Raw genomic sequence first — 25,896 nt, 5'->3', positions numbered from 1 at the left:
GATTATGACTAAAATTTATGAGGATAATTTTTATATAGCAGGGCTTCAAAGCTTATATTATATAGGCCCTGCACACATTCGTGAACTGATCAAAAAATTCGGAAGCCCTTATGATGCGTGGGAAGCGGTTAAAAATCCGAATAATCTGCAGTCATTTACATCAATGACAACACGGTATATAAACTGCGTATCCGCTAATGCCAATGATGAACGATTGCAGAGTATATATGATAAAATTCAGGAATATCATATGTCGTATCTTACGTATTTAGATGCGGATTTTCCGGAGATTCTTCGACATATTTACAATCCGCCGGCCATCGTATTTATGAGAGGGAATCGGGCACTACTGGATGACCGTATTCCTAAAATCGGTATTGTGGGTGCCCGTAAATGTTCCATATATGGTCGAAATGTGGCGCGTATGCTCGGTAAAGAATTATCTAAATATGTAACGGTTATTGTCAGCGGAGGGGCAAGAGGTATCGACTGTCATAGCCATGAAGGCACGTTATCGGCACATGGATACGGTATTATCGTCATGGGATGTGGTCTTGATATCGCTTATCCCCGTGATAATGCGAAATTATTTGATCGCATGTTACAAGAGGGGGGCCTGCTCCTGTCCGAATATCCACCGGGAACGCCTCCTTCAGCCAAGCATTTTCCGGCCCGTAACCGTATTATCAGCGGTCTATGTAAAGGCGTTATCGTTGTCGAGGCGCGTGCGAGCAGCGGCTCCTTAATCACTGCTGACATGGCCAACAGTGAAGGGCGGGATGTATTTGTCGTCCCCTGTAATTTATTGGATCATGTGGCGGATGGGAATAAATGGCTTATACGGCAAGGGGCTCATGTATTGACGGGTGTGGAGGATATCGTAAAGGAATACGGCCTGATAATGAGAGATAGTGTAACGGGTCAACTTTCACAAGCACAAGATACGGGTACATCTATAAATAATGGTAAAAGTGTTGATACACAAGGGGGCGGTGTGTTAAGCTGTAATTTGGATAGGAGTAAGGTATTGGATGTAATACCGTTTGACAGATGTATCACCGTCAGTGATATACTGCATGAAACTCATATGCCATTACAGCAAATACAACCTATATTGCTCGACTTGGAACTGGAAGGTGCCATCGAGCATAATCCGCCGAGAGGCTATATTAATATTACTAGGAGTGATATACTTGTCCATTAAACGATCAATCGTTATTGGCGAGCCTAAAACAGCTGGCGCAAGTACAGAGAAAAAGAAGAAAGAGAAATCTAAAAGCACAGGTACTACCATAACAGGAAAAATCGGTAAGAAAACGTTGACACCTGTGGGGATTGTACGGGATAAGTCCGTATTACAAACGTCGATGCCCCCTGAACAGCGCGAACCACGTGTATATAATCCTGACGGTAAAGTTCTGGTTATCGTGGAATCACCTGCTAAGTCTAAAACCATTGAAAAGTTTTTAGGGCCTAATTATGTGGTAAAAGCCAGTATGGGCCATTTACGGGATTTGCCTAAATCGCAGATGGGTATCGATATCGAACACGGTTTTACACCTCGTTACAGCAATTTGGTGAGCCGCAAAAAGGTCATTGATGAACTCATATCTTATGCTGATGACAGCAGTGCCGTCTTACTGGCGACTGACCCGGACCGCGAAGGTGAAGCCATTTCCTGGCACTTAGCGTACATTTTAAATGTTGATCCTACATCTACGTGTCGTATCACATTTAATGAAATTACTAAATCCGCTGTAGCGGATGCGCTTAATGCGCCGCGCACCATCGACATGAATATGGTGGATGCTCAGCAGGCGAGACGTGTATTGGACCGTATTGTGGGGTATAAATTAAGTCCACTTTTATGGAAAAAGGTATGTAAAGGTCTCAGTGCCGGTCGTGTACAGTCCGTAGCGGTACGTCTTATTTGCGAGCGGGAACGTGAGATTCAAGCCTTTGTTCCACAAGAGTACTGGAGTATTGAAGGCAATTTTGAGACGTCGAAGAAAGAGTCCTTTAAAGCTGAGTTAACACATATTAAAGGTGAGAAAATCGATATCACCGCTGAAGGTCAAGCACAATCCGTGGTTGATGCTATCGGCGATGCTGATGCGGTGGTGACGAATATCGAGAAACGTAAGCGATCTCGTAAAGCGGCACCTCCGTTTACGACATCCACATTACAACAGGATGGTGTGCGTAAGTTGAATTTTGGTGCTAAGAGGACCATGATGATTGCACAACATCTTTATGAAGGTTTGGAAATCGGCTCATACGGTCATGTAGGTCTGATCACTTATATGCGTACGGATTCTACGCGCATTTCCAAGGAAGTGCAGGTAGCGGCGAAGGACTTTATTATTCGTACATATGGTGATGAATATTATCCATCCCGTCCTAATGTATACGGCTCAAAAGGTTCCGCTCAGGATGCGCATGAGGCGATTCGTCCGACCTCTCTTGAGTTGACACCTAAAATGGTGGAACCGTTCTTAAGTCGTGATGAACTCAAGTTGTATACATTAATCTGGAATCGATTCATGGCAAGCCAAATGGCACCGCAACAGAATGAGTCCACAACGGTTGAGCTTTCAGTTCATGATGAATATACATTTAAAGCGACGGGGACCCGTGTATTGTTCCCCGGGTTCAGTGTCGTTTATGAAGACTCTAAAAAAGATGAATCTCCACAATTGCCGGCACTTAAGAAGAATGATGTGGTTCATACCGTTGAAGTATTGCCTGAGCAGCATTTTACACAGCCACCTCCACGATACTCGGAAGCGAGCCTCATCAAAACTTTGGAAGAGCTCGGCATCGGACGTCCTAGTACCTATGCTCCGATTCTGGATACGATTGTGAGCCGCAACTATGTGGAAAATACAAACAAACAGTTTGTTCCGACAGAGCTGGGTTTTGTCGTGGTAGACTTTTTAATTGCCTATTTTGAAAAAATCATCAATACCGGTTTTACCCGTGATTTGGAAGAAGAACTTGATGCCATCGCAACCGGTAAAGATACATATTTGAAGGTATTAACAGATTTTTATAAGGTTTTTGCAAAAGAATTAGAGGAAGCCAATGATGTGGAGCGTGTTGAAATCGCATCTATGGAGAGTGATGAAACATGTGAAGTCTGCGGTAGTCCTATGGTTTATAAATTCGGACGTTACGGTAAATTTTTAGCATGTTCCAATTTCCCTGAGTGTAAGAATACAAAACCTATCACCGTAGGAACCGGTGTAACCTGTCCTAAGTGTAAGGAAGGGGAAATCGTAGAACGCAAGTCTCGCAGGGGTCGTTTGTTCTACGGCTGTAATCGATATCCACAATGCGATTTTACACTGTGGGATAAACCGACACATGACTTTTGTGATACATGCGGATCGATTATTGTTGAAAAAACGTATAAGAACGGAACGACAAAAAAATTCTGTTCTAATGAGTCATGTCCTACACGTCCGCCTAAGAAAACTAGAAAGAAAAAGAGTGAACCCGTTGCTGAGGAGTCTAAATAAATAGCTCCGTTGCGGGTAGCGCTATAGAGGAATAACTATTGAATACAAAACATGTCATCGTCATCGGTGCCGGACTCGCCGGCTCCGAGGCGGCCTGGCAGTTAGCTAATCGCGGCGTTCATGTGGAGCTATATGAAATGCGTCCACATAAAAGTTCGCCTGCTCATCAGACAGATCAATTCGCCGAACTCGTATGCAGTAATTCGCTACGGGCTGGTAATATCGAGAACGCCGTAGGTCTTTTAAAGGAGGAGATGCGTCGCTTAGGGTCTCTCATTATGGAATGCGCCGATGCTACGGCTGTTCCCGCGGGAGGGGCTTTGGCGGTGGATCGTCATTTATTCAGTGAAATGGTGACTCGAAAGATAAAAGCTCACCCGAATATTACGGTCCATCATGAGGAAGTTACAGATATTCCGTCAGAGGGGACTGTAATCTTTGCATCGGGTCCACTTACATCTGAAGCATTGGGTGATAAGATAAAAACACTTACCGGTGAAACGGGATTCTATTTCTATGATGCGGCGGCACCGATCGTGACGGCTGAATCCTTAAATTACGATAAGGTTTTTGCGGCCTCCCGATATGATAAAGGTGATGCGGATTATCTTAACTGTCCTATGACAGAAGAAGAATACAAAGCGTTCTGGCATGAATTGATCACAGCTGATGCGGTACAGACGAAAGACTTTGAAAAGGAAATATATTTTGAAGGATGTATGCCTGTAGAAATCATGGCGAGCCGCGGCGAAGATACATTGCGTTACGGTCCATTAAAGCCTGTAGGTCTTATAGATAAGAGAACAAATGCGGAATCGTATGCGGTTGTACAATTGCGTAAGGAGAATAAGGAAGGCACCATGTTCAATTTGGTCGGTTTTCAGACTCATTTGAAATGGGGTGAGCAGAAACGTGTATTCGGCATGATTCCGGGACTTGAAAATGCGGAGTTCGTTCGGTATGGTGTGATGCATCGCAACACATATATCAATTCGCCCGAGTTATTGAACCATGCTTTTCAATTGAAAAAAGAACAGAGGTTGTTCTTTGCAGGGCAAATGACGGGTGTTGAAGGCTACTTGGAATCTGCTGCCAGCGGGTTAATGGTAGGGATTCAGGTTGAACGATATATTTCGGAACGTCCGTTTATAGAATTTCCGAGGACTACGGCCTGCGGAGCACTGAGCCAATATATTTCAAATTATGAAGGTTCAAATTTTCAGCCGATGAATATAAATTTTGGTATAATGGAATCATGGCCGGAGAAAATTCGCAAGAAAAAAGAGAAGAATGCTCTTATTACAGGCCGTGCTCTTGATGAATTATCACTATTGAAAGAACGGGAACAAATTTAATACTATATGATAAGGCTTGTGAATATGATTCTTCGAGCCTTATCATGCTATTGGGGAGGTTTAGAATGTCTGAATTTCATTCCACTACAATATGCGCTGTAAAGCGCGGTAATACGGTTGCCATCGCCGGTGATGGTCAAGTAACGTTTGGACAAGCCGTTGTGATGAAGAATACGGCTAAAAAGGTACGTCGTATCTACAACGGTAAAATCGTTACGGGCTTTGCCGGTTCCGTTGCGGATGCTTTTAGTTTGTTTGATAAGTTCGAAGCAAAATTAAACAGTTATAACGGGAACTTATTGCGCAGTGCCGTAGAACTTGCTAAAGATTGGCGCAGTGATAAGATGATGCGCAATCTGGAGGCTTTATTACTCGTGTCTGACGGAGAAACAATTTTACTTCTTTCCGGTAATGGTGAGGTTATTGAGCCTGATGATGGTATTTGTGCTATCGGCTCAGGCGGAAATTACGCATTAGCGGCGGCTCGTGCATTGGCGGAGAATACGGAACTGTCAGCTCGGGATATTGCGGAAAAATCCCTACATATTGCAGCGGATCTCTGTGTATATACAAATCATAATGTCATTGTAGAAGAATTGGAGGCATAATATGAAAGACAATTATACCCCAAAACAAATCGTTGCCGAGTTGGATAAATATATTATCGGACAAAAAGAGGCAAAAAAAATGGTGGCTATCGCCCTTCGAAATAGGTGGCGCGCAAAACAGTTGCCGGAAGAGGTCCGCGATGAATACGTACCGAAAAATATTCTTCTAATCGGACCTACCGGTGTCGGTAAAACGGAATTAGCTCGTCGTTTGGCTAAAATCATGCATGCTCCCTTTGTAAAGGTAGAGGCCACAAAATATACAGAAGTCGGCTATGTAGGTCGAGATGTTGAATCCATGGTTAGAGACCTTTTATTAAACTCCATTCGTATGGTGAAAGAAGATAAAAAGGCAAAGAATCATGTAAAGGCGACCAGGCTTGCTAATCAACGTTTGGTAGATATTTTATTGCCCTCATCCGGAGGGGTAAAGAAATTTACTAATCCGTTGGAAATGCTGTTTAATAATAATGAGGAGAAGTCTGAGTCTAAAGCTGATATAAAGACTGAAAGTAAGGCGGACGAACGGGAAACCTTATTAAAGCAAATCTCCGGCGGATTGTTAGATGATAAGGAAATCACAATAGAGGTTCGGGATCAACAGAAAAATGTGGCCGGTATCGGGGCCGGAACGAGTCAGGAGGATATGGCGAATAACATTCAGGATATGTTGAATGCCATGATGCCGAAACGTACGAAAAAACGGACCACTACGGTGAAAAATGCACGAACAATCTTTGCAGAGGAAATTGCGGAAGATATGCTTGATATGGATGAGGTCCACGAAGAAGCCATTAAATTGGCGGAACGGGAAGGCATTATTTTTATCGATGAATTCGATAAAATCGCAGCAGGAAATGAAAATGTACGCGGCGTCGTATCCCGTGAAGGTGTACAGCGCGATATTTTACCTATTGTAGAAGGATCCATGGTATCCACAAAATTTGGCCCTGTCAATACGGAGCATATTTTGTTTATTGCGGCCGGCGCATTCCATGTGTCGAAGCCGTCCGACTTAATTCCTGAGCTGCAAGGTCGTTTTCCTATTCGCGTAGAATTGAACAGCCTCAGCAAGGAAGACTTTAAGGCTATTTTGACAACACCTCAACAAGCGTTGTTAAAACAATACTATATGTTATTACAGGCTGATAATGTAACGATTCATTTTACCGATGAATCTATCGATAAGATTGCCGAGTTGGCATATCGTGTCAATAATGAAACGGAGGATATAGGTGCTCGCAGATTGCATACTATTTTGGAAAACCTGTTACAAGATGTTTCCTACAATGCACCGGCACCTGAACCTGTAGAGGTAACCATTACGGCCGCTATGGTTGAGGATCGATTAAATACGTTAGTTGAAGATCAGGATTTATCACAGTATATTTTGTAGATAACAGAAAAACAAAGCCCCTCCGATGGTAATATTACGTTACCGTCGGAGGGGCTTATTGTCATTATTTTCTTTTATGTTTCTTCGTGTTTTGTACTGTAGCTGTTTCGGTAGCCAATAATTGTTTTTTCTCCAAATATCCCAGATAGATGAAGAGAATAATACCGATGACGATAACGATGACACTCGTCATTTGTGCCGATTTAAGACCGAGCGTTAAATCTACATAATCACCGCGTAAGAATTCCAGGCAGAAACGTGCACTTGAATACAGGATGGCATACAGTATGAATACTTGTCCTTTAGCATGTTTAAACGAGCTGAATAACAGCAGCGCTACAAAGATGAGAATATCGATTTGTCCTTCCCATACTTCTGCAGGCCATAATGGTTGGTTACCGTATGTGCGATAAGCAAGGGTGCTTTCAGGATAAATAATACCGAAATTTCCTCCTGTAGGATGACCGAAGGCATCGCCGTTTAACAGGTTAGCCATGCGTCCCACGGACTGTGCTAAGATGAGGGCCGGTGCAAAAATATCCGCGAAAGCCCAGAAATCGATTTTATTCTTTCGTAAATACCAGTAACCGGCAATCGTACCGAGAACAACACCGCCTTGAATAGCCATGCCGCCTTGCCAAACGAAGGGGATTTCCAATAGGTGATTTCCGTAATAATCCCAATCGAAGAAAAACACATCCCAGAGACGTGCCCCGATGAGTCCCGCAACGGCGACGGTAATTGAAAAATCCACGATGTGTTCATGCCAGCCGCGGCCGTCTTTTTTTAGTAAAACATAGGCTACAGAGGCTCCGCATAAGATGGCTAATGCTAACATGGCTCCATAGGCTCTGATCGGGAAATCTCCAATAAAAAATAGATATTGATGCATATAAATCTCCTTATACCTTTATCGTTATTATATTTTTTAAATATACAATTTAAATTATAGTGTACATATGTGCTGATGACAACATATGTCTGTGAATCTAAATAAATATGGTATAATATAAGAATTGTTATTATGCTCTTTGAAAGAGACTAGAGTTAGGAGATTCAATGTTCCGTAAATCTAAAATTATTCAATCATTAACAGCATTGGTATTGTCCGCATTAGCTACTACTGCAGTACAAGCGGAGGTTTTGGTACCGCTGGATCAGTATTTGAATACTACTACACGTCGTTATGAGACGAATCAATATAAAACATCCTATACAGTTTATGTACCACAATTGGAACTAAGAGGTAATACGATCTTCATCAATCCTTTTAATGTGGGGGAACCCGTTAAATTACCGGTAACAAAGGTTAACGGATCTAATTATGTGGATATCGAATCCGGTGCAGCGATGTTGGGGGTCAGCTATACGAAAAATCAGGACGGTATTACTTTGAGTCCCGGTGCTGATACGACAGATGTTAAGGAATCGTATACATTACAAACACCGTTAGCTTGGGCTTTCGATCCGTGGCCTACGGAAGGGGCGCCGTATAGAACAAAACTTAATACCAGTGGGGATAATATCATTTCACCGAGCTGGTTTAAACTACATAGTACAGGTATCGAATCTAGCCCTAATGTAAGTGTCGACTATGTGAAAGCTTATAAAAAGAATGGCTATCACGTCTGGCCATTGATTACGAATCGATTTGATCCGGGCTTTACGAGCGGTATTTTGGCAAATGAAGCATTATGGAAAAAATATGCCCATAACCTCGTACAATATGCTTATATATATGGTTTTGACGGATATAATTTTGATTTTGAAAATATCAATTATGTCGACCGGGAGAGATTGACCAAATTCGTAGCGTATTTGTCGGGGTATCTACATCAGTATAATATTAAATCATCCATTGATGTAACCGGTTATTCTAACAGCCCTGAATGGTCTTTGGTCTATGATCGCAAGGCTTATGCCGATACGGTAGATTATGTGGTTCTTATGGCATATGATGAAACGTGGGCAAAAAGTACCTTTGCCGGACCTGTATCAAGTTATCCATGGGTGCGGAAAAATGTGGAAAAAATGATTCATGAAGTACCGGCAAACAAGCTTGTACTCGGCATTCCATTTTATATGCGCCTATGGCGAGATACAAACGGATATGCTAAGGCTGAAACCTTACCTATGCGAAATACAGCGCAATATTTTTCCACATATAAAGATCAAATGCAATGGGATGACCAGTTAAAACTGTATTATTTATCGATTCCTAGAGGCGGCAGTCATGATCGTATCTGGTTTGAAGATAATACCTCATTAGGATTTAAGTTGGATCTTATCAAAGACATGAACTTGGGCGGTTTTGCGGCATGGCGTAAAGGTTTTGAAGATGAATCAACCATTGCCATGATTCAGCAAAGAGATCTGGGAAAAGGTGTACCTAAATCTGCTGATGCTATAGTTAATGAATCGGTAAAAACAGAGGAGAAATCATTATCGAAGGTAGATGCTTACAAACAACGTTTAGAAAAAAAGGCGAAGGAAAAAGCTGCTAAGAAAGAGGCAAAGCGTAAAGCAAAGGAAGAAGCTGCTAAGGCTAAAGCGGAAAAGAAACGCTTGGAACAGGAATCGATAAAAGTCGTAAAACGCTAGAGTTTGACTGCTTTCATAGTAAGTAGTAAAATAAAAATATTAATTAGAAATCGGCAAATTGTTAAGGTTGCCATTGTTTAGGAGGCCCTACATGAACGAAAAATATGTAGCCCAAGATATTGAAAAAAAGTGGCAGAAGTATTGGGAGGAAAACCATACTTTTAAGACAGAATATGATGAATCCAAGGAAAAGTACTATGTACTCGAGATGTTCCCATATCCATCGGGAAATTTGCATATGGGGCATGTGCGTAACTATTCTATCGGTGACGTTGTAGCCCGTTTCAAAAAAATGAAGGGGTTTAATGTATTACATCCGATGGGATGGGATTCCTTTGGTATGCCTGCAGAAAATGCGGCTATCAAGCATGGTATTGCACCGAAAACATGGACTCTTGATAACATCGAGAATATGAAATTACAACAAAAAGCCCTCGGATTGTCGTATGATTGGGACCGTGAAGTAGCGACATGTAAAGAAGACTATTATAAATGGACACAATGGTTCTTTACACAATTCTATAAAAAAGGCTTGGCCTATAAAAAAGAAGCAAAAGTAAACTGGTGTGAAACATGTCATACGGTGCTAGCGAACGAACAGATTATAGACGGTGCATGCTGGCGCTGTGATAATCCGGTGGAGAAAAAGGATTTATCTCAATGGTTCTTGCGAATCACCGAATATGCCGATCGTTTATTGGCCGATTTGGATACGCTGGACCACTGGCCTCAGCGCGTTAAGTTGATGCAGAAAAATTGGATCGGTCGGTCAGAAGGTACTGAGTTTTCTTTTGATATGCCGTCCATTAATGAACGTATATCCGTATATACTACACGGGTAGATACGATTTACGGCGTCAGCTATGTCGTATTGGCTCCTGAACATCCTTATGTGGAACGCCTGATTGACACGGCTCCGAACAAGGCGGAACTGGAGGCGTTCATTACGCGGATGCGCAACATGAGCGATATCGATCGTACCTCTACAGAGGCTCCGAAAGAAGGTATGTTTACCGGTTCCTATGCCGTAAATCCAATGTCCGGCGAACAGGTGCCGGTTTGGATTGCAAACTATGTACTGGTAGATTATGGTACCGGCGCTGTCATGGGCTCTCCTGCACATGATGAACGTGACTGGGAGTTCGCTCATAAATATGATTTGCCGATTAAACAGGTCGTTGCCCGTGACGGTGAAGAGTACAGCCTTGAAAAATGGCAGGAATGGTATCATGAAGATGGTATCTTGGTAAATTCCGGAGAATTTAACGGTCAAACCTCCGAAGAGGCTCGTAAAAATATTACCGCAGCCCTCCATGAACGAGGCATCGGTGAAGGTAAAGTCAATTTCCGCCTTCGCGACTGGTTAATTTCCCGTCAACGCTATTGGGGCGTGCCGATTCCTGTCGTATATTGTGAAACATGTGGTGAACAGCTCGTTCCCGAAGAAGATTTGCCTGTACTTTTGCCTGAGGATGTTACATTCGAATCAGGCGCCGTATCTCCGTTGGCGACGTCTGAAAGCTTCCTGAATACAACCTGTCCGAAATGTGGAGGTCCCGCACGTCGTGAGACCGATACGATGGATACATTTATCGATTCTTCCTGGTATTTCTTGAGATATACGGATGCGAAGAACGATAAGGCGCCTTTTGATAAGAAAATTGCTAACTACTGGATGAATGTTGACCAGTATATCGGCGGTATCGAACATGCTATTCTTCATTTATTGTATTCCCGATTCTTTGTGAAGGTTATTCACGATTTAGGTCTTATCGAATCAAATGAACCGTTCCGCGGACTATTGACACAAGGTATGGTGCTTAAGGAAGGCAGCAAGATGTCTAAGTCCAAAGGTAATGTGGTATCTCCTGAGGAAATCATCAACACCTATGGCGCCGATACCGCGCGTCTGTTTATTCTCTTTGCAGCGCCTGTAGATCGTGATCTCGATTGGTCCGACCAAGGTGTTGAAGGTTCGTATCGTTTCTTAGGCCGTGTGTGGCGCATCGTAGACGCGTATCATACGGAAGCCCAGAAACATAATACAGGTGAACTTACAAAAGATGAGGTGGCATTGCGTCGTGAATTGCACCGCGTTATTAAAAAGGTTACGGAAGATCTTGATAATAACTTTAACTTTAATACGGCCATTTCCGCTATCATGGAACTTGTCAATGCGATGTACGCACACAAGGATAAGGCAGAGTCCATAAATAGCGCATTGGCGAATGAATTGACTCACTCCTTATTACTTCTCTTGGCACCGTTTGTTCCTCATATGACCGAGGAATTATGGCATGAATTGGGTGAAACTACATCCATTCATACAGAAAGCTGGCCTGTATATGAGGAATCCGCTCTCGTTGTAGACGAAGTGGAGGTCGTGTTACAGGTTAATGGCAAGGTACGTGATAAATTAACTGTTTCTGTAAATATAACGAAGGAAGAATTAGAGGCTATGGCTAAAGAGTCCAGCCGTGTTCAGGAATTTACAGAAGGTAAAAATATCGTAAAGGTTATTTACGTACCCGGTAAGCTTGTAAATATCGTTGTAAAATAAATAACGATATACTATTTGTTCGAAAATGTAAGCCCCCAACTACATAGGTAGAAGGGGGCTTATTTAAGTGAGGTAAGTATGGCAAAACGCAGTGATTATATTACTTGGGATGAATACTTCATGGGGGTTGCCATTTTAGCGGCACAACGCTCAAAGGATCCGAATACACAGGTAGGCGCCTGTATTGTAAGCAATGATAATAAGATTTTGTCCATCGGCTATAACGGAATGCCTTTAAACTGTAGTGATGATGATTTTACATGGGAACGGGAGACAGCGGACGATAATAAATATTTTTACACCGTTCATAGTGAACTGAATGCGATTTTAAACTATCGCGGAGGCTCGCTAGAAGGCTCTAAAATTTATGTTACTTTATTCCCCTGCAATGAATGCGCCAAAGCAATTATTCAAAGTGGTATCAAGGCTGTAATATATAGAGATGATCTCTACAAGGATACAAAAGAGGTTAAAGCCTCTAAACGTATGCTGAAAACAGCCGGTGTGGATATCATTGAATATCAGGCTACAGGACGGACTTTAAATATTACTTTGTAAGACACGATATAAGTGATTATTCATCGATATACAATAAATAACTCTATCTGTTGATATTTTTATGATGAGTTCCTTTTAATGGATTATCCATTTGAAAAGGTTCATATCATTCAATAGATAGGGTTTATTATATTAAAATTGCAGGTGACCATCTACCATAATATCAACCTCTTGACCATCACGTGTATAGCCTTTGATGTTCATTTTTTCATGACCGATCATAAAGTCCACATGTGTTAATGAATGGTTTAAACCGCGCTCTTTTAATTCTTCTTCGGATAAGCCGTCGCTATTCTTTAGGCATGTCGGATAGGCCGCACCGATCGCTAGATGACAGGATGCATTTTCATCGAATAGAGTCTCATAGAAAATCTGGTTGGACTGGCTAATAGGGCTGTAGTGATCAACTAAGGCGACTTCACCCAAATATAGTGAACCTTCGTCCGTTTCCACTAATTCTTTCAGTACATCGAGACCTTCATTTGCCGTATAATCCACGATTTTGCCTTCTTTGAAAGTAAAGGAAAAATCGGAAATCGTATTGCCCTGATAGATGAGCGGTTTTGTACTGTATACAACGCCATTGACGCCATTGTATTGCGGTGCCGAGAATACTTCCTCTGTCGGTATATTGGCATTGAAAACAGTACCGTCTTTGGATTGTTCTTCACCGCCTTGCCAAATATGACCTTCCGGCAGTTCAAGCAATAAATCGGTTCCGTTTTCACAAGTATAGCGCAATGCTTTCAAATCCAGTTTGTTTAATGCTTCACGGCGATGGCGTAATTTAGCCATATGATGTTTATATGTATCTTTAGGCTCTATGCCTTCGATACGGCATAGTTTTAATAAGGTCTGCCATAACTGGTCGATTTTCTCTTCATCGGTACCCTTATAGCCTAATAAATCGGCCCATAGTACCGTAGGTACGGAGGCAACGCACCAGGTGACAGTAGAATTCATAATCGCCGTATGATAGAAGGATAATACCTTGTTAAGATTTCGAGATTGCAGTGAAATTCGTTCGGTAGGAATGCCTGTAAGTGCATTAGGGTTTGCACTGATTAATGATAAAAAGGCTGCTTTATCGTCTATGTATTGTTCATAGAATACAGGAATCCAGTTAGCCGGATTCTCCAATACAGTCGCTTTCGCATGCAATAAGCGTTGTCGTGTAATCGGGGAAGAGCGCCAATTTACTACAACCTCTTTAGCTCCTAGCCGGTACGCTTCTTCCGTGACGATGACAGCAAAATCTTTATTTTCCACATCTACTGAAACGACGAGGGTTTGATTCTCTTGCAAATTTACGCCGGACTGCAATAGTGTACGAGCGTATTTTCGTAATGTATCTTGATTCATATAATTCTCCTTATATTCGATATTAATCGTGAAAATCCTGCTGAGGTGACCAATAGTGTCACCGGTAGGATTTTTTTCTTTCATAAGGAAATCCTTACATAGGAGGTGCATTATGAAAGAACGGTTGAAACGATTTATGATACCTATATTAATCCTGTGTATTTTAGTAGGAATTTATTTCCTATGGCCTATTATAACAGATGGGGGCACTGAATTGCCAGGTGGCGATGAAGTTAATCAGGAGATAGCAACGATAACGTCAGACAATAACCATAAGCCTGTTGCCTATGTGAGCGGAGCCGTTGCTACGCCTGGACTTTATGAAATAGAAGAGAATGCTACGGTAGGTAATCTGATTGCCCTTGCAGGCGGATTGCTGCCGTACGCCGATGTGGATTCGCTGAATATGGCTGAGAGTGTCAGTGGAGGGGATCATGTACATGTGATATTTAACTTTCACGGTAATCCTGAAATGTTGCTGAGAGGTAAAAAAATCAATATCAATACGGCCACAATCAAAGATCTTGATACATTGCCGGGAATCGGCCCTGCCACGGCAAAACGCATAGAGGAGTATCGTAATCAAAAGGGACCTTTCACGTCCATTGAAGGCATCAAGGAGGTGAAGGGAATTGGGGATGGACTGTTTAAGAAAATTCATGACAAGATTACGATTTGACGATAAGAATCGTCACATATCCTCAGGATATACAATTACCCACAGCGTATGGGCTCATCTCATTTTATGCGCTATGATATGCGGCATAGTATCAGGTTACGGACAGCATTATGTTATATTGCATAATATGTATTACATAGTGGCCGTTTGCGCTGGATACATGTGTATAACAGTGGTGAAAGCAGTATGGAAAGGATGTTCCGTTAGACATTTTATTTTAGCTATCATGATTATGGTTGGCAGCAGCTTTATATCGTATTGGCATATATCCAGAGTTATTCTGGATTACAATTCATATGAAGCCTATTATTTACATCAGGATGGAGAATACTTGGGGATAGTTACGTCTGCGCCGGAGGAAACAGTGCTCCATGATACTTCGTATTATAAATATGATCTTGAGATAAAAAAGGTTCACCCCTTTAAAGAAACCGCTGAGGATGTATATACAATGGGAAAGGGTGTTATAACCGTATATACAAAGGTAATAGATTCTGAAATAAAGCCATGCTTAGGTGATAGAGCCGTCGTCACAGGCGAACCGAAATCTCTGTTCATGGTGGAGGAGGAGGGACGCATTAACTGGCGTGGTCGATATATCAGTAATTTTCAGACGGGGCGTATGTACGATGCTATGTATCGCATAGCATCGATTCAGGATATTCAGACATTTCGATACACAGAGAGTGTAATCGCCAAGGTATATCGATGGTGTTTGCATAGTTGCGGCACCGTTCGACAGTCTGTGGACACGCAAATCGGTCAACAGATGACAGGAACCGCTAAGGTTCTGGCTCAGGCGTTATTTCTCGGTGGCCATTATAATGAATTGGGCCAAGAAACGATGAAAAGCTTTGCCTATACGGGACTCATTCATATTCTATCTATATCAGGTTCACATATAGCCTTGCTTCTTGCACTAGTTTACGGAATAGGACGTCTCTTACGACTGAAAAAACGAACCTGTCTTATAGTCGGTGTGTGTATGGCGATTTTTTATTGTGCTATTGTCGGCGGTAGCGCCCCTGTGGTACGTGCCACATTGATGTGTTTACTACTGTGTATTGCATATATAAAAGGTCGTTTTTATCAGGCAAAACAGGCTTTGTGTATCTGTGCCATATGCTGCATTATGTATGACCCCTTATCCGTACTGGATGTGAGCTTTCAACTATCCTTTGGGGCCACTTACGGTTTACTGTTATGGGGAACCACGTTATATGAGCGCATTCAATGGTTGCCTTCGTGGTTGAAAGCACCCGTGGTTCTATACCTGTCGGCGCAACTATTAATATTGCCGCTACAGTTATATTACTTTCATTATATAAGTCTCGTAGGTATTATAGCGGCATGTATAGTCGCACCGTTATTAGATATAGCTATCATGTGTATAGTCTGCACCGTATTACTCAGTTATATTGTGACGATACCATGGTTGTGGTGCATGATAGACTTTTTATTGCGCGGTTCCTTATATATAAATCATTTGCTGAGTCATAGTCATATCGGCCTGGTCTGGACCGGTATGATGGAGCCTTGTTGCGTTTATTTATATTATGTTTTTCTTTATGTTTTTACCTGTTTATTAGAACCGGAAACGAATCGGTCCGGAAAATTAGTTTTCCTTTGTTCTGGCTTAATGATTTTTACATATATGCTTTCCATTATATTGACACAATATCATAAAGACAGTATTGTTCACTACATACCGATGAAGCAGTGTAATGTTTTGCTATGCATAACGCCAAATCATGAAAAGGCATATCTATATATTGATGCTCCGGATCATATTAAGGTGGCCCCCAATGAATATTATATTTATAATGCGGTTCGTGCCTATGGTGTAAAGCCTCATGACGTGGAGGCTATCTACTTTCACAGTAACGGAAAATCTACTGTGCTATATCAAAATCATATGGCACAAATTATGGTATATAATGGACAAAGAGCGGAAAAAAATCTACAATTAAATGATGAGATTCATACGGTTTTTATAACGAGTCGGTCGCATGTCATCGATGAGCTGTTTGCGCAGGCTCCACGCAGTGAAATATTGTTCGGCAGCGCTCGTGGCGCTATGCGTGATGTGGATCCGTCTGATGAACATATTCATATATTAGGATATAAATTTATAGGTGATGTACATCTGTGAAAGGGGGATATATGGCACAAATTTATCTTATCTACGGTGATGAACCGCAGTTGATAGAAGAAGAAAAACGAAAATTCCTCGCTACATATCCGGACCTTCCCGTAGTGGTCCTCGATGATGAGGCGGGGTCACAGAAAATCAGTGAACAACTTTGTGAAGATTCATTGTTTGGAGATCAGAAGGTATTTTGCCTTGTAAACCTGCCTATTATTCGTAAAAGCGGTAAAAACAGCGATGCATGGACCCCTTTATATGAACTGTTCACAAATTATAAAGGTGATAATCCGATAGTGCTTATCTATCATGATATGATCGATAAACGAATTAAGCAGAATAAAGAGCTTTTGGATAAAATTCCCAATCATCAATGTAAACGTCTTGAAGGGGCCGACCTTGTGATGTGGATACGTCAATATTGCACATCTCATGGATTTAAACTACTCCCTGATGCACAGGAATATGTGTCTCATCTTATAGACCTGTGGAAGGATGTTCCGGTTTCTTTTATGCGAACCGAGTTTGACAGATATTTTTTACAAATTACGGGTGAAAAGGTCATTACGAAAGAGTTTCTTGAGGAAAACAGCAGTGACTACGGAGCAAAAAATATTTTCGCCTTTAAGGAAGCGTTATTGAAACGCGACATCAATACCTTATTGGAACTGTTTCCGTTTATGTTCAGTTATAAGGAACTGGACCGCGCCATGAGCTATATTGAAGGTCAATTACGTCTGCAGCTGTTCGTCAGCGAATGTCGTCAGGCCGGTATGTCCGTAAAAGCTATCGAAAATTTATGTAAGGATAATAATTCGTCCTTTAAGCCGTATCCGATTAAGCTGGCCTATGAAGCGAGTTCACGTATATCGATTAAAGCATTACGTGCTCTATTGAAGGGCCTGTATGAAATTATACTCGACAGTCGCAGCAGTAAGGGCGATATATGGCGATTTAGAGATTTATGTATAACCTATTGTGGGTATAAAGGATAAAGATGAAAGTACGTTATCGTGTTGTACCAAAACAGAATAAGAAATCTTCATTTTATGTGAACTGCCATAGTCAACAAGTCACCATTCAGGCTGCAGATTCAGCTTTTACAACATTGTTAAGTCTTCGTGAGCGATTGACTCGATGGTATGAGGAAAAAAATATTTCCTTTGATGCTATTCCTACAAATACAGATACGGCTTGCTGCTTTGCCTGGAAGGTCGACACTGAAACGGGAGAAGGACTGGACACGTATTATTACGGTGGCGGCTGTGGTGCCGGTGAATGGATTGAGGAGGCGGAAGCTCGTCGGGAAGAGAAGGAAGCTGCATTGCGTCCTAAATACGGGCAATCCTTTGCAGGCATACAGGACTCGGAAGCGGAAAGTCATCGAGACTGTTACGATGGATATGATGAGGAGGATGATTTTGCTCCTTTCGTCGAAGCTGTAGAATTAGGTTATTTTGATAATAGTCCCATTGTGATGCCAGCACAAACTGCAGCGGCATCAACGCAATGTAATACGGTTGCATCTATCAGCAGTGGTCAAAAGAAATCCGGCATGAAATCACTGTCACCTGAAGGAGGAAATTTAAAAGGAGCGGTAAAGGCCGGTAACGGAGACGGAAAATATCCTCGTCGTGCACCGAAGGAGATACCTCCTGAGGAAGGTATGATAGTAGGTCCACGCTTTGACGGAGATCCGGTTTCAATTATGTCCGTTCAGTCCAATGAAAACGGTGTTATTTTTGAAGGCGTATTTGTAGGACTTGAAAAACGGGATACACGGACCGGAAAATCCATTGTTTCAGGCAGTATCTGCGATAAAACGAATAGCATGAAATTTATCAAATTTACAGATTCCCCTGAGGATGGCGATAAATTGTTAAAGCGGCTCAAAGGTCTTAAAACCGTTATGGTACAGGGGAATGTCGCCTATGAAGATAGGTTTGACAAAGATTTCGTTTTATCAATTCGCAGTATTAAAGAAGTGGATCGTACCGTTGAACGTTCGGAAGATCGTCCGGATTCTCGAGTTGAATTACATTTACATACTAAGATGAGCGATAAAGACGCCCTTGTTTCCGTTAAAGATCTCTTTAAAACCGTGAAAAAATGGGGACACCCGGCCGTGGCTATTACTGATCACGGTGTAGTGCAGGCATTCCCCGAAGCGCAAGCCCTCGGTAAGGAATTGGGCGTTAAGGTAATTTACGGTGTGGAAGGATATCTCATCGATGATGCTACCGTAGAACGTGATGAAGAGCCTGTACTAGATAAGAAGAAACCGAAGGTTAAGGATAAACGATACCATATTATTCTGTTGGCGAAAAATATGGTAGGTATTCGCAATCTCTACAAGATGATTTCTATTTCTCATCTGGAACATTACAAGGTTCGTCCCCGTATTCCTCGTTCCGTCATCGAAGAACATAGAGAGGGAATCATTATTGGATCCGCTTGTGAAGCCGGTGAACTGATGCAGTCCATCGTTCGGGGGGCGACGAAAGAGGAATTGCTAGAAGTCGCTTCTTTCTATGATTATTTGGAGATTCAACCGCATACGAATAATACCTTCCTGGTTCGTAAAGGCTTGATGCCTGATGAACAGGCTCTTATCGACATGAATAAGACTGTCATAGAGCTTGGTGAAGCATTGAATAAGCCTGTATGCGCTACTTGTGACGTACATTACCTGCATCCGGAAGAAAAAATTTATCGCGAAATTATGCTTACTGCATGCGGCTATCCTGATGCTGATGAGCAACCGGACCTTCATTTGCGTACAACTGATGAAATGTTGGCATCTTTCCCTTATTTGACTCCGGAAAAAGCCTATGAAGTAGTCGTGACAAATACACGAGCTATCAATGACAGTATCGAAGAGATTAAGCCGGTTCCTGACGGAACATATTCACCGAAAATCGAAGGTGCCGATGAGGCTTTCACAGAAATGTGTTATCGCAATGCGAAGGCGATTTACGGAGATCCGTTGCCACGTGTCGTACAGGAGCGTCTGGATTATGAACTGGACTGTATCATTACCAATGGATACGGTGTATTGTACTATATTGCTCACAAGTTGGTTAAAAAATCACTTGATGACGGATATCTTGTTGGTTCCCGTGGATCCGTAGGCTCATCCTTTGCGGCTACCATGTCAGAAATCACGGAGGTTAATCCGTTGCCTCCTCATTATGTATGTCCGCATTGCAAGTGGTCACAATTCTTTGAGAATGGTGAATATGCGGGCGGATTTGATTTGCCTCGCAAACAATGTCCTGAATGCGGTCACGATCTAGAAACCAACGGTCACGATATTCCGTTTGCCATTTTCCTCGGTTTTGAAGGGGACAAGGTGCCTGATATCGACCTTAACTTTTCCGGTGATTATCAGGCGAAGGCCCATAAATATACGGAGGAACTCTTCGGACGTGATAATGTATTTAAAGCGGGAACCATTGGTACTATTGCGGATAAAACGGCTTTCGGGTATGTAAAAAAATATGCCGAAGTGCGTGGAATACAGGCTCGTAACGGTTTTTTCGAGAACCTTGCCAAAGGCTTCACAAATGTAAAGAATACGACGGGACAACATCCGGGGGGCATCATGGTATGTCCTCGTGATATGGATGTGCATCATTTTACGCCGATTCAATATCCGGCGAATAAAAAGGATAGCGGTGTTATTACAACACATTTCGATTATCACTCTATCGAAGGGCGTATGACGAAGCTTGATATTCTCGGCCATGATGATCCGACTATTATTCGTATGTTAGAGGATTTAACAGGTATAGATGCGAAAACGATACCGTTTGATGATCCGAAGACATTGAGTCTATTCTCGTCTACGGAGGGGATCGGATTAACACCTGAACAATTACAGGGGGATCAGGTGGCGAGCCTTGCTGTACCGGAATGCGGTACTAAATTCGTACGCGGTATGCTTGAGGATTCAAGACCGCAAACATTTTCGGACTTGGTGCGTATTTCTGGATTCTCTCACGGTACTAATGTATGGCTTGATAATGCACAGGATCTCATTAAAAATGGAACCTGTAAATTGAATGAAGCCATTTCTACCCGTGATGACGTCATGAACTTTCTGATTCATCGCGGTATGGACAGGAAACATAGCTTTTTTGTTATGGAAAATGTCCGTAAAGGTAAGGGTATTGAAAAGCGGAATAAACAAGGTGAAGCCACGACGGAATTTGAAGCGGAAATGCGAGATAATAATATTCCGGAATGGTTTATTGAATCCTGTAAAAAGATTTCTTATTTATTCCCTAGAGCCCATGCGGTGGCCTATGTAATGATGGCGTTCCGTATCGCATGGTTTAAGGTATATCATCCGCTCGCATTTTATGCGGCGTACTTTTCTATTCGGGCGAAGGCCTTTGATTTACGAATTATGACAGGGGATCTTAAGACTCAGTTAGCGGAATTTAATCGGATAAAAGCTCTGGATAAAGCAGCCGGCCCGAGAGAAAAAGATCTCATGTCCGCTTTAGAAGTATCAATGGAAATGTACCAGCGTGGCTATCGATTCAGTAATGTTGATATACAGCATTCGGAGGCACGACGATTCAGTATTAAGGACGGTGCATTATTACCGCCGTTTTTAGCTATTGATTCATTGGGCGAAAAGGTTGCGGATGCCATAGTAGAGGAACGGGAGCAAAAACCGTTTACTTCCTTGAAGGATTTGCAGCGCCGTTGTAAAGTATCCAATACTATCATTGATCTTATGAAAGACCTCAAATGTTGTGGTGAATTACCTGAAGATGAACAAATGTCGCTCTTCGGGGCGTAATATGAACTTATTAAGCACTTTATAAGATATCAAATCTTTGGTCAGATAGGAGATATAAAGAATGGTTAGCAAATTACTAAAGTCTTTTGATCTTAATTTGGACGTATCGGATATCCCAGGTGTGTATTTTAATGAATTTGGAGAATATGTTGACTCCCTCGCAGATTGACGAAATAAGATATAAAGATGATTATGAGGATGATTATTATCGTTAATAAACAATAATAGATATGGGACTTTATCAGCGTATACAATTGTTAAATCAGTCAACAAAAAGGGTGTCACCAAATGATGACACCCTTTTTGAAAGATTTGCAGGATTAAATTGTAACGCCAATTATTAATATAAGGACTTATATTTCATCCAGTTTGTTTTGGCCATTTCCTTGAGTTCCGTACCACGTCCGTCAAGGATTGCATTAATCAGATATTTACTGAATCCTTTAGCTTGCTGGTATGCAATTTTAGGAGGCATAGCAAGTTCCTGTTTATCGACGCGCACATTGATGATAACAGGTCCGTTATGGTTAAGTGCTTCCTTTATTTTTTCGTCTACCTCACTGGAATTTTCAATGCTGATGCCTTTTATGCCGGCTGCTTCAGCGAGGTTTCCGAAGTCCGGATTTACGAAATCCGTTGCGTAATCAAGATATCCTGAGGCTTTCATTTCCATGGCGATAAAGCTCAGTTCCTCATTGTTGAATACAAATACTTTTACAGGAAGATTTAACTGTTTAAGTGTAAGCATTTCACCCATCATCATCGTAAAACCGCCATCGCCGGAGAGGGAGATGACCTGGCAATTAGGACAAGCATTTTGCGCCCCTATGGCATGCATCATAGCATTAGCCATGGATCCATGATTAAAGGAACCTAGAATGCGGCGTTTTCCATTGGTTTTGAGATGGCGTGCCGTCCAAATGACAGGAGTTCCCACATCAAAGGTAAAAATTGCATCCTCAGCAGCTAATGTATTGAGACGATTAACGAAATACTGAGGGTGAATAGCTACACCATCCGGTTCTGCCACAGCATAGCTGTCAAGATCGGAGCGGAATTTTTTATAGGCCTTGCGGATTGTATCGATAAATTCCGTGTCGTCACGTTGAGAAATCAGTGGTAACAACTCTTTCAAAGTATCCTTCACATTGCCTATAATTCCCTGTGTTAAAGGAACACGACGTCCTAAGGCGCCAGGATCTCTATCGATTTGAATAACCTTAGCGTTTTCAGGATAGAACGGACGATACGGAAAATCTGTACCGAGCATAACAAGAGTATCACATTGTTCAATAGCACGATATCCTGATGTATATCCTAATAAACCCGTCATACCCACATCATACGGATTATCCCATTCCACCCATTCTTTGCCTCTGAAAGCGTGTACAACAGGGGCCTGTAAACGTTTAGCCAGTTCCACAACTTCGTCATGAGCCCCTTCACAGCCTGCACCGCAGAATAAGGTAATACGCTTACCGGATTCAAGATGAGCTGTCATTTCTTCTATATCACTTCGTTGCGGGATGATATGAGGTAATTTAGGATGGTGCCATACCGGTAATTCATCAACTTCCATTTCCATAACTGCAATATCGCCAGGAAGGACGATAACTGCAACATCCTGATTGCCTACGGCCGCATTCATAGCTCGGAATAAGATTTCCGGCATCTGTTTAGGACTGGATACCAGTTCACAGAAGCAAGAGCACTCTTTAAACAGATTTTCCGGATGTGTTTCCTGAAAGTAACTCAAACCGACTTCAGACTGAGGGATGTGAGAGGCAATCGCCAATACGGGCACACGGTTGCGATGACAATCAAATAGACCGTTGATTAAATGTAAATTTCCGGGACCTGAGCTCCCCGCACATACCGTGAGCTTGCCCGTTAATCCCGCTTCAGCACCGGCGGCAAAGGCCGCAGTTTCCTCATGGCGTACATGTTCAAAAGCAATCTTACCGTTGCGACGTAAACTATCGTTTACAGAGTTCAGACTGTCTCCTGTAATACCATAAATTCGTTCTATACCCGCATCGGCAAGAACTTCTATTAGAACATCCGAAATACGTTTTTTTGCCATACTATCACCTATATTTAATAATAAATATCAAAATCATGATTTATTAAACCATATAATCTATACTAAACCTGTTCAAACACTAATTATGTGAGAAATGTTACAATTGTCTTATCCTTGCATAAGGCTTATAAAAGTGTTACTATTAATTCATAAACAAAATAGATGAGTCTTTGGGGATAGGTGAAATTCCTTACCGGCGGTATAGTCCGCGAGCCTTATGGGTACGAATCGGTGTAATTCCGATACCGACAGTAGAGTCTGGATGAGAAAAGACGGAGCACATAATAGGTATGTGCTATTTATGATGACCCGAAGGACTATATTATAGTCCTTTTTTTATTGAGGTGATATGTGATGGATGACGTAGTATATATGAAACGCGCCATTGCACTGGCAAAACTGGCCGCAGGCCATACGGCACCCAATCCGCTGGTAGGGGCCGTAATCGTTAAAGATAATGAAATAGTAGGTGAAGGGTATCACCATAAAGCGGGTACCGCCCATGCGGAGGTTCATGCTTTGGATCAAGCCGGAGACAGGGCAGAGGGGGGGACTTTATATGTAACCTTGGAGCCTTGTTCTCATTACGGCAAGACCCCTCCATGTGCACTACGCATTATTGAATCTGGTATACGGCGGGTTGTTATCGGCAGCACTGATCCGAATCCGCTCGTATCGGGTAAGGGGATTGCCATGTTGAAAGAGGCAGGTATCGAGATAGTATCTCCAGTTTGTTTACACGAATGTAGCGGATTGAACGAGCATTTTTTTACCTATATTCAAACGGGGAAGCCTTTTGTCACCTTAAAGAGCGCCATGTCATTGGATGGTAAAATTGCCACTTTCACCGGTCAATCTCAATGGATTACAAATGAATCATCACGGCGTGACGGTCACGTATTGCGGGCCACACATGATGCGATGCTTATCGGCATCGGTACGGTGTTGGCCGATGATCCGCAACTGAACTGTCGTCTCAGTGACAAAGAGTTAGGTAATTCCTTGTTGGATAATGGTATTCTCAATAGTCCTATTCCGGTTCATCAACCGGATGTTATCGTTCTGGACAGCTTGGGTAGAACGCCTGTTACAAGTCGTGTTTTTGATGTGAAGGAGCGAGCGGTGCATATTTTCGTATCCGACGGTTGTCCTAAGGAACGTATTAAGGCCCTTGAAAATGCCGGGGCGATTATTACGGTTATAGAGACCACATCTACACGTAAGAGTCATAAAACGGACATTCTCATCGATATAAAAAAATTATCTATCGATGATGTTCTTACAAAACTGGGCGATTTAGGATATACATCCCTTTTAGTTGAAGGGGGATCCGCAATCATCAGTTCCTTTGTAGAAACGATGAATTTTGATAAGATTGTTACCTATATCGGTGATACGCTTATCGGTGGTATCGATGCGACACCGGCTGTAGGCGGCAGAGGTTTTGAAAGTTTAGACGCTTCACCTCGATTAACTTTCACGAAAGCGACGGTGATTGATAATAATATTCGCATCGAAGCATATCGTCAGGGAAGGAGGGGCGCTTATGTTCACGGGAATCATTGAAGAAATCGGCCGTGTTGAAAATATTAAGAAAGGCCCTAAATCCTTGGCTATAACAATTCGTGGTAAAAAGATCTTTGATGATTTAAAAATAGGCGATTCCGTAGCGGTCAACGGGGTGTGCCTGACGGCTACGACAATCGGGAATGACGTGTTCACGGCTGATGTTATGCCCGAATCGATTAAAATGACGACGTTTACAAATCTGAAAGTTCATCAACCGGTCAATCTGGAACGTGCCATGCCGGCAAACGGAAGGTTCGGTGGACATATTGTGGCCGGTCATGTGGACGGGACAGGACGTATTATCAACCGTGAACAAACGGATAATGCCGTAATTTTTACGATTGATGCACCAACATCCGTTATGGATTATGTCATTTATAAAGGTTCCATTACCATAAATGGCATCAGCCTTACCATAATGAGACGTACAGATAGTAGTTTTTCCGTATCAATTATTCCTCATACATTGAGTGAAACTGTACTAGGTACTGCGCATATCGGTACAGAGGTGAACCTGGAAACTGATATTGCGGGACGTTATATACGTCATTTTATGAATGTCGGTGTTGAATCCACTGAAAATAAAGAAGAAAAATCAATGCATTCCCTCCTTGTAGAGAATGGATTTATATAAGTAATAAGGAG

17 protein-coding genes and 1 riboswitch are annotated in these 25,896 nt (G+C 42.2%); of the genes, 14 read left to right on the top strand and 3 right to left on the bottom strand.

Annotated elements, in window-relative coordinates; translation table 11 throughout:
- The first annotated feature begins 4 nt into the window (after nucleotides 1-4).
- From dprA to hslU, 5 genes are all read left to right on the top strand, one after another.
- The gene (dprA, locus tag VEHSUH05_RS07255) at nucleotides 5-1,204 is read left to right on the top strand and encodes a DNA-processing protein DprA (RefSeq protein ID WP_105091188.1); all 1,200 of its coding nucleotides are present in this window, start codon (nucleotides 5-7) and stop codon (nucleotides 1,202-1,204) included.
- Complete coding sequence (gene topA, locus VEHSUH05_RS07250; RefSeq protein ID WP_105091187.1) at nucleotides 1,194-3,521, top strand: type I DNA topoisomerase; 2,328 nt, start codon at nucleotides 1,194-1,196, stop codon at nucleotides 3,519-3,521. The genes dprA and topA overlap by 11 nt, the downstream gene beginning before the upstream one ends.
- A 38-nt stretch (nucleotides 3,522-3,559) precedes the next feature.
- Nucleotides 3,560-4,876, top strand: a complete 1,317-nt coding sequence (gene trmFO, locus VEHSUH05_RS07245) for a methylenetetrahydrofolate--tRNA-(uracil(54)-C(5))-methyltransferase (FADH(2)-oxidizing) TrmFO (protein WP_105091186.1) — start codon at nucleotides 3,560-3,562, stop codon at nucleotides 4,874-4,876.
- Nucleotides 4,877-4,941: 65 nt separating this feature from the next.
- Nucleotides 4,942-5,484 (top strand): ATP-dependent protease subunit HslV, encoded by a 543-nt coding sequence (gene hslV / locus VEHSUH05_RS07240; RefSeq protein ID WP_054673430.1) that lies wholly within the window; start codon nucleotides 4,942-4,944, stop codon nucleotides 5,482-5,484.
- A 1-nt stretch (nucleotide 5,485) separates the two neighbouring features.
- Nucleotides 5,486-6,880 (top strand): ATP-dependent protease ATPase subunit HslU, encoded by a 1,395-nt coding sequence (gene hslU / locus VEHSUH05_RS07235; protein WP_105091185.1) that lies wholly within the window; start codon nucleotides 5,486-5,488, stop codon nucleotides 6,878-6,880.
- 64 nt (nucleotides 6,881-6,944) lie between these two features.
- On the opposite strand, the gene lgt is transcribed toward hslU, so the two are convergent.
- Nucleotides 6,945-7,772, bottom strand: coding sequence for a prolipoprotein diacylglyceryl transferase (gene lgt / locus VEHSUH05_RS07230; RefSeq protein WP_105091184.1), 828 nt, complete (start codon nucleotides 7,770-7,772; stop codon nucleotides 6,945-6,947).
- A gap of 167 nt (nucleotides 7,773-7,939) precedes the next feature.
- Between lgt and VEHSUH05_RS07225 the strand changes: the two genes are divergently transcribed.
- The 3 genes from VEHSUH05_RS07225 (at nucleotide 7,940) to VEHSUH05_RS07215 (ending at nucleotide 12,599) form a co-directional block, all read left to right on the top strand.
- A complete protein-coding gene (locus VEHSUH05_RS07225) occupies nucleotides 7,940-9,481 on the top strand; it encodes a glycosyl hydrolase family 18 protein (protein ID WP_105091183.1) in 1,542 nt (513 codons plus the stop codon).
- Nucleotides 9,482-9,572: 91 nt separating this feature from the next.
- Nucleotides 9,573-12,041 carry a leucine--tRNA ligase gene (gene leuS, locus VEHSUH05_RS07220; protein ID WP_105091182.1) on the top strand — a complete coding sequence of 823 codons (2,469 nt, stop codon included), beginning with the start codon at nucleotides 9,573-9,575 and terminating at the stop codon, nucleotides 12,039-12,041.
- A 78-nt stretch (nucleotides 12,042-12,119) separates the two neighbouring features.
- Nucleotides 12,120-12,599: a deoxycytidylate deaminase gene (locus VEHSUH05_RS07215; RefSeq protein ID WP_038115121.1), complete on the top strand. Its 480-nt coding sequence runs from the start codon at nucleotides 12,120-12,122 to the stop codon at nucleotides 12,597-12,599.
- A gap of 132 nt (nucleotides 12,600-12,731) precedes the next feature.
- On the opposite strand, the gene VEHSUH05_RS07210 is transcribed toward VEHSUH05_RS07215, so the two are convergent.
- Entirely contained in the window at nucleotides 12,732-13,961 is a 1,230-nt protein-coding gene (locus tag VEHSUH05_RS07210) for an aminopeptidase (RefSeq protein ID WP_054673800.1), read from the bottom strand.
- 112 nt (nucleotides 13,962-14,073) lie between these two features.
- Here VEHSUH05_RS07210 and VEHSUH05_RS07205 point away from each other — a divergent pair, with 112 nt between their 5' ends.
- The 4 genes from VEHSUH05_RS07205 to VEHSUH05_RS07190 all read left to right on the top strand — a co-directional run bounded on the left by VEHSUH05_RS07205 (nucleotide 14,074) and on the right by VEHSUH05_RS07190 (nucleotide 21,599).
- The gene (locus VEHSUH05_RS07205; protein ID WP_105091181.1) at nucleotides 14,074-14,640 is read left to right on the top strand and encodes a ComEA family DNA-binding protein; all 567 of its coding nucleotides are present in this window, start codon (nucleotides 14,074-14,076) and stop codon (nucleotides 14,638-14,640) included.
- A 175-nt stretch (nucleotides 14,641-14,815) separates the two neighbouring features.
- Nucleotides 14,816-16,792 (top strand): ComEC/Rec2 family competence protein, encoded by a 1,977-nt coding sequence (locus VEHSUH05_RS07200; RefSeq protein WP_245875946.1) that lies wholly within the window; start codon nucleotides 14,816-14,818, stop codon nucleotides 16,790-16,792.
- Between the two features lie 11 nt (nucleotides 16,793-16,803).
- Nucleotides 16,804-17,781, top strand: coding sequence for a DNA polymerase III subunit delta (gene holA, locus VEHSUH05_RS07195; RefSeq protein ID WP_105091179.1), 978 nt, complete (start codon nucleotides 16,804-16,806; stop codon nucleotides 17,779-17,781).
- A 2-nt stretch (nucleotides 17,782-17,783) separates the two neighbouring features.
- The gene (locus VEHSUH05_RS07190; protein WP_105091178.1) at nucleotides 17,784-21,599 is read left to right on the top strand and encodes a PolC-type DNA polymerase III; all 3,816 of its coding nucleotides are present in this window, start codon (nucleotides 17,784-17,786) and stop codon (nucleotides 21,597-21,599) included.
- Between the two features lie 340 nt (nucleotides 21,600-21,939).
- Here the strand turns inward: VEHSUH05_RS07190 and poxB are convergent, their stop codons facing one another.
- Nucleotides 21,940-23,682: a ubiquinone-dependent pyruvate dehydrogenase gene (gene poxB, locus VEHSUH05_RS07185; protein WP_105091177.1), complete on the bottom strand. Its 1,743-nt coding sequence runs from the start codon at nucleotides 23,680-23,682 to the stop codon at nucleotides 21,940-21,942.
- Nucleotides 23,683-23,844: 162 nt separating this feature from the next.
- Nucleotides 23,845-23,960, top strand: a riboswitch (FMN riboswitch).
- Nucleotides 23,961-24,033: 73 nt separating this feature from the next.
- Between poxB and ribD the strand changes: the two genes are divergently transcribed.
- Nucleotides 24,034-25,248 (top strand): bifunctional diaminohydroxyphosphoribosylaminopyrimidine deaminase/5-amino-6-(5-phosphoribosylamino)uracil reductase RibD, encoded by a 1,215-nt coding sequence (gene ribD / locus VEHSUH05_RS07180; protein ID WP_105091176.1) that lies wholly within the window; start codon nucleotides 24,034-24,036, stop codon nucleotides 25,246-25,248.
- Nucleotides 25,229-25,885, top strand: a complete 657-nt coding sequence (locus VEHSUH05_RS07175; RefSeq protein ID WP_105091175.1) for a riboflavin synthase — start codon at nucleotides 25,229-25,231, stop codon at nucleotides 25,883-25,885. The genes ribD and VEHSUH05_RS07175 overlap by 20 nt, the downstream gene beginning before the upstream one ends.
- Nucleotides 25,886-25,896: the final 11 nt, after the last annotated feature.

The sequence above is a fragment of the Veillonella denticariosi JCM 15641 genome, from assembly GCF_002959855.1.
GTDB lineage: Bacteria > Bacillota > Negativicutes > Veillonellales > Veillonellaceae > Veillonella > Veillonella denticariosi.
The sequence above is the reverse complement of the archived record's forward strand: the minus strand, read 5'-3'. Positions and strand labels throughout refer to the sequence as shown.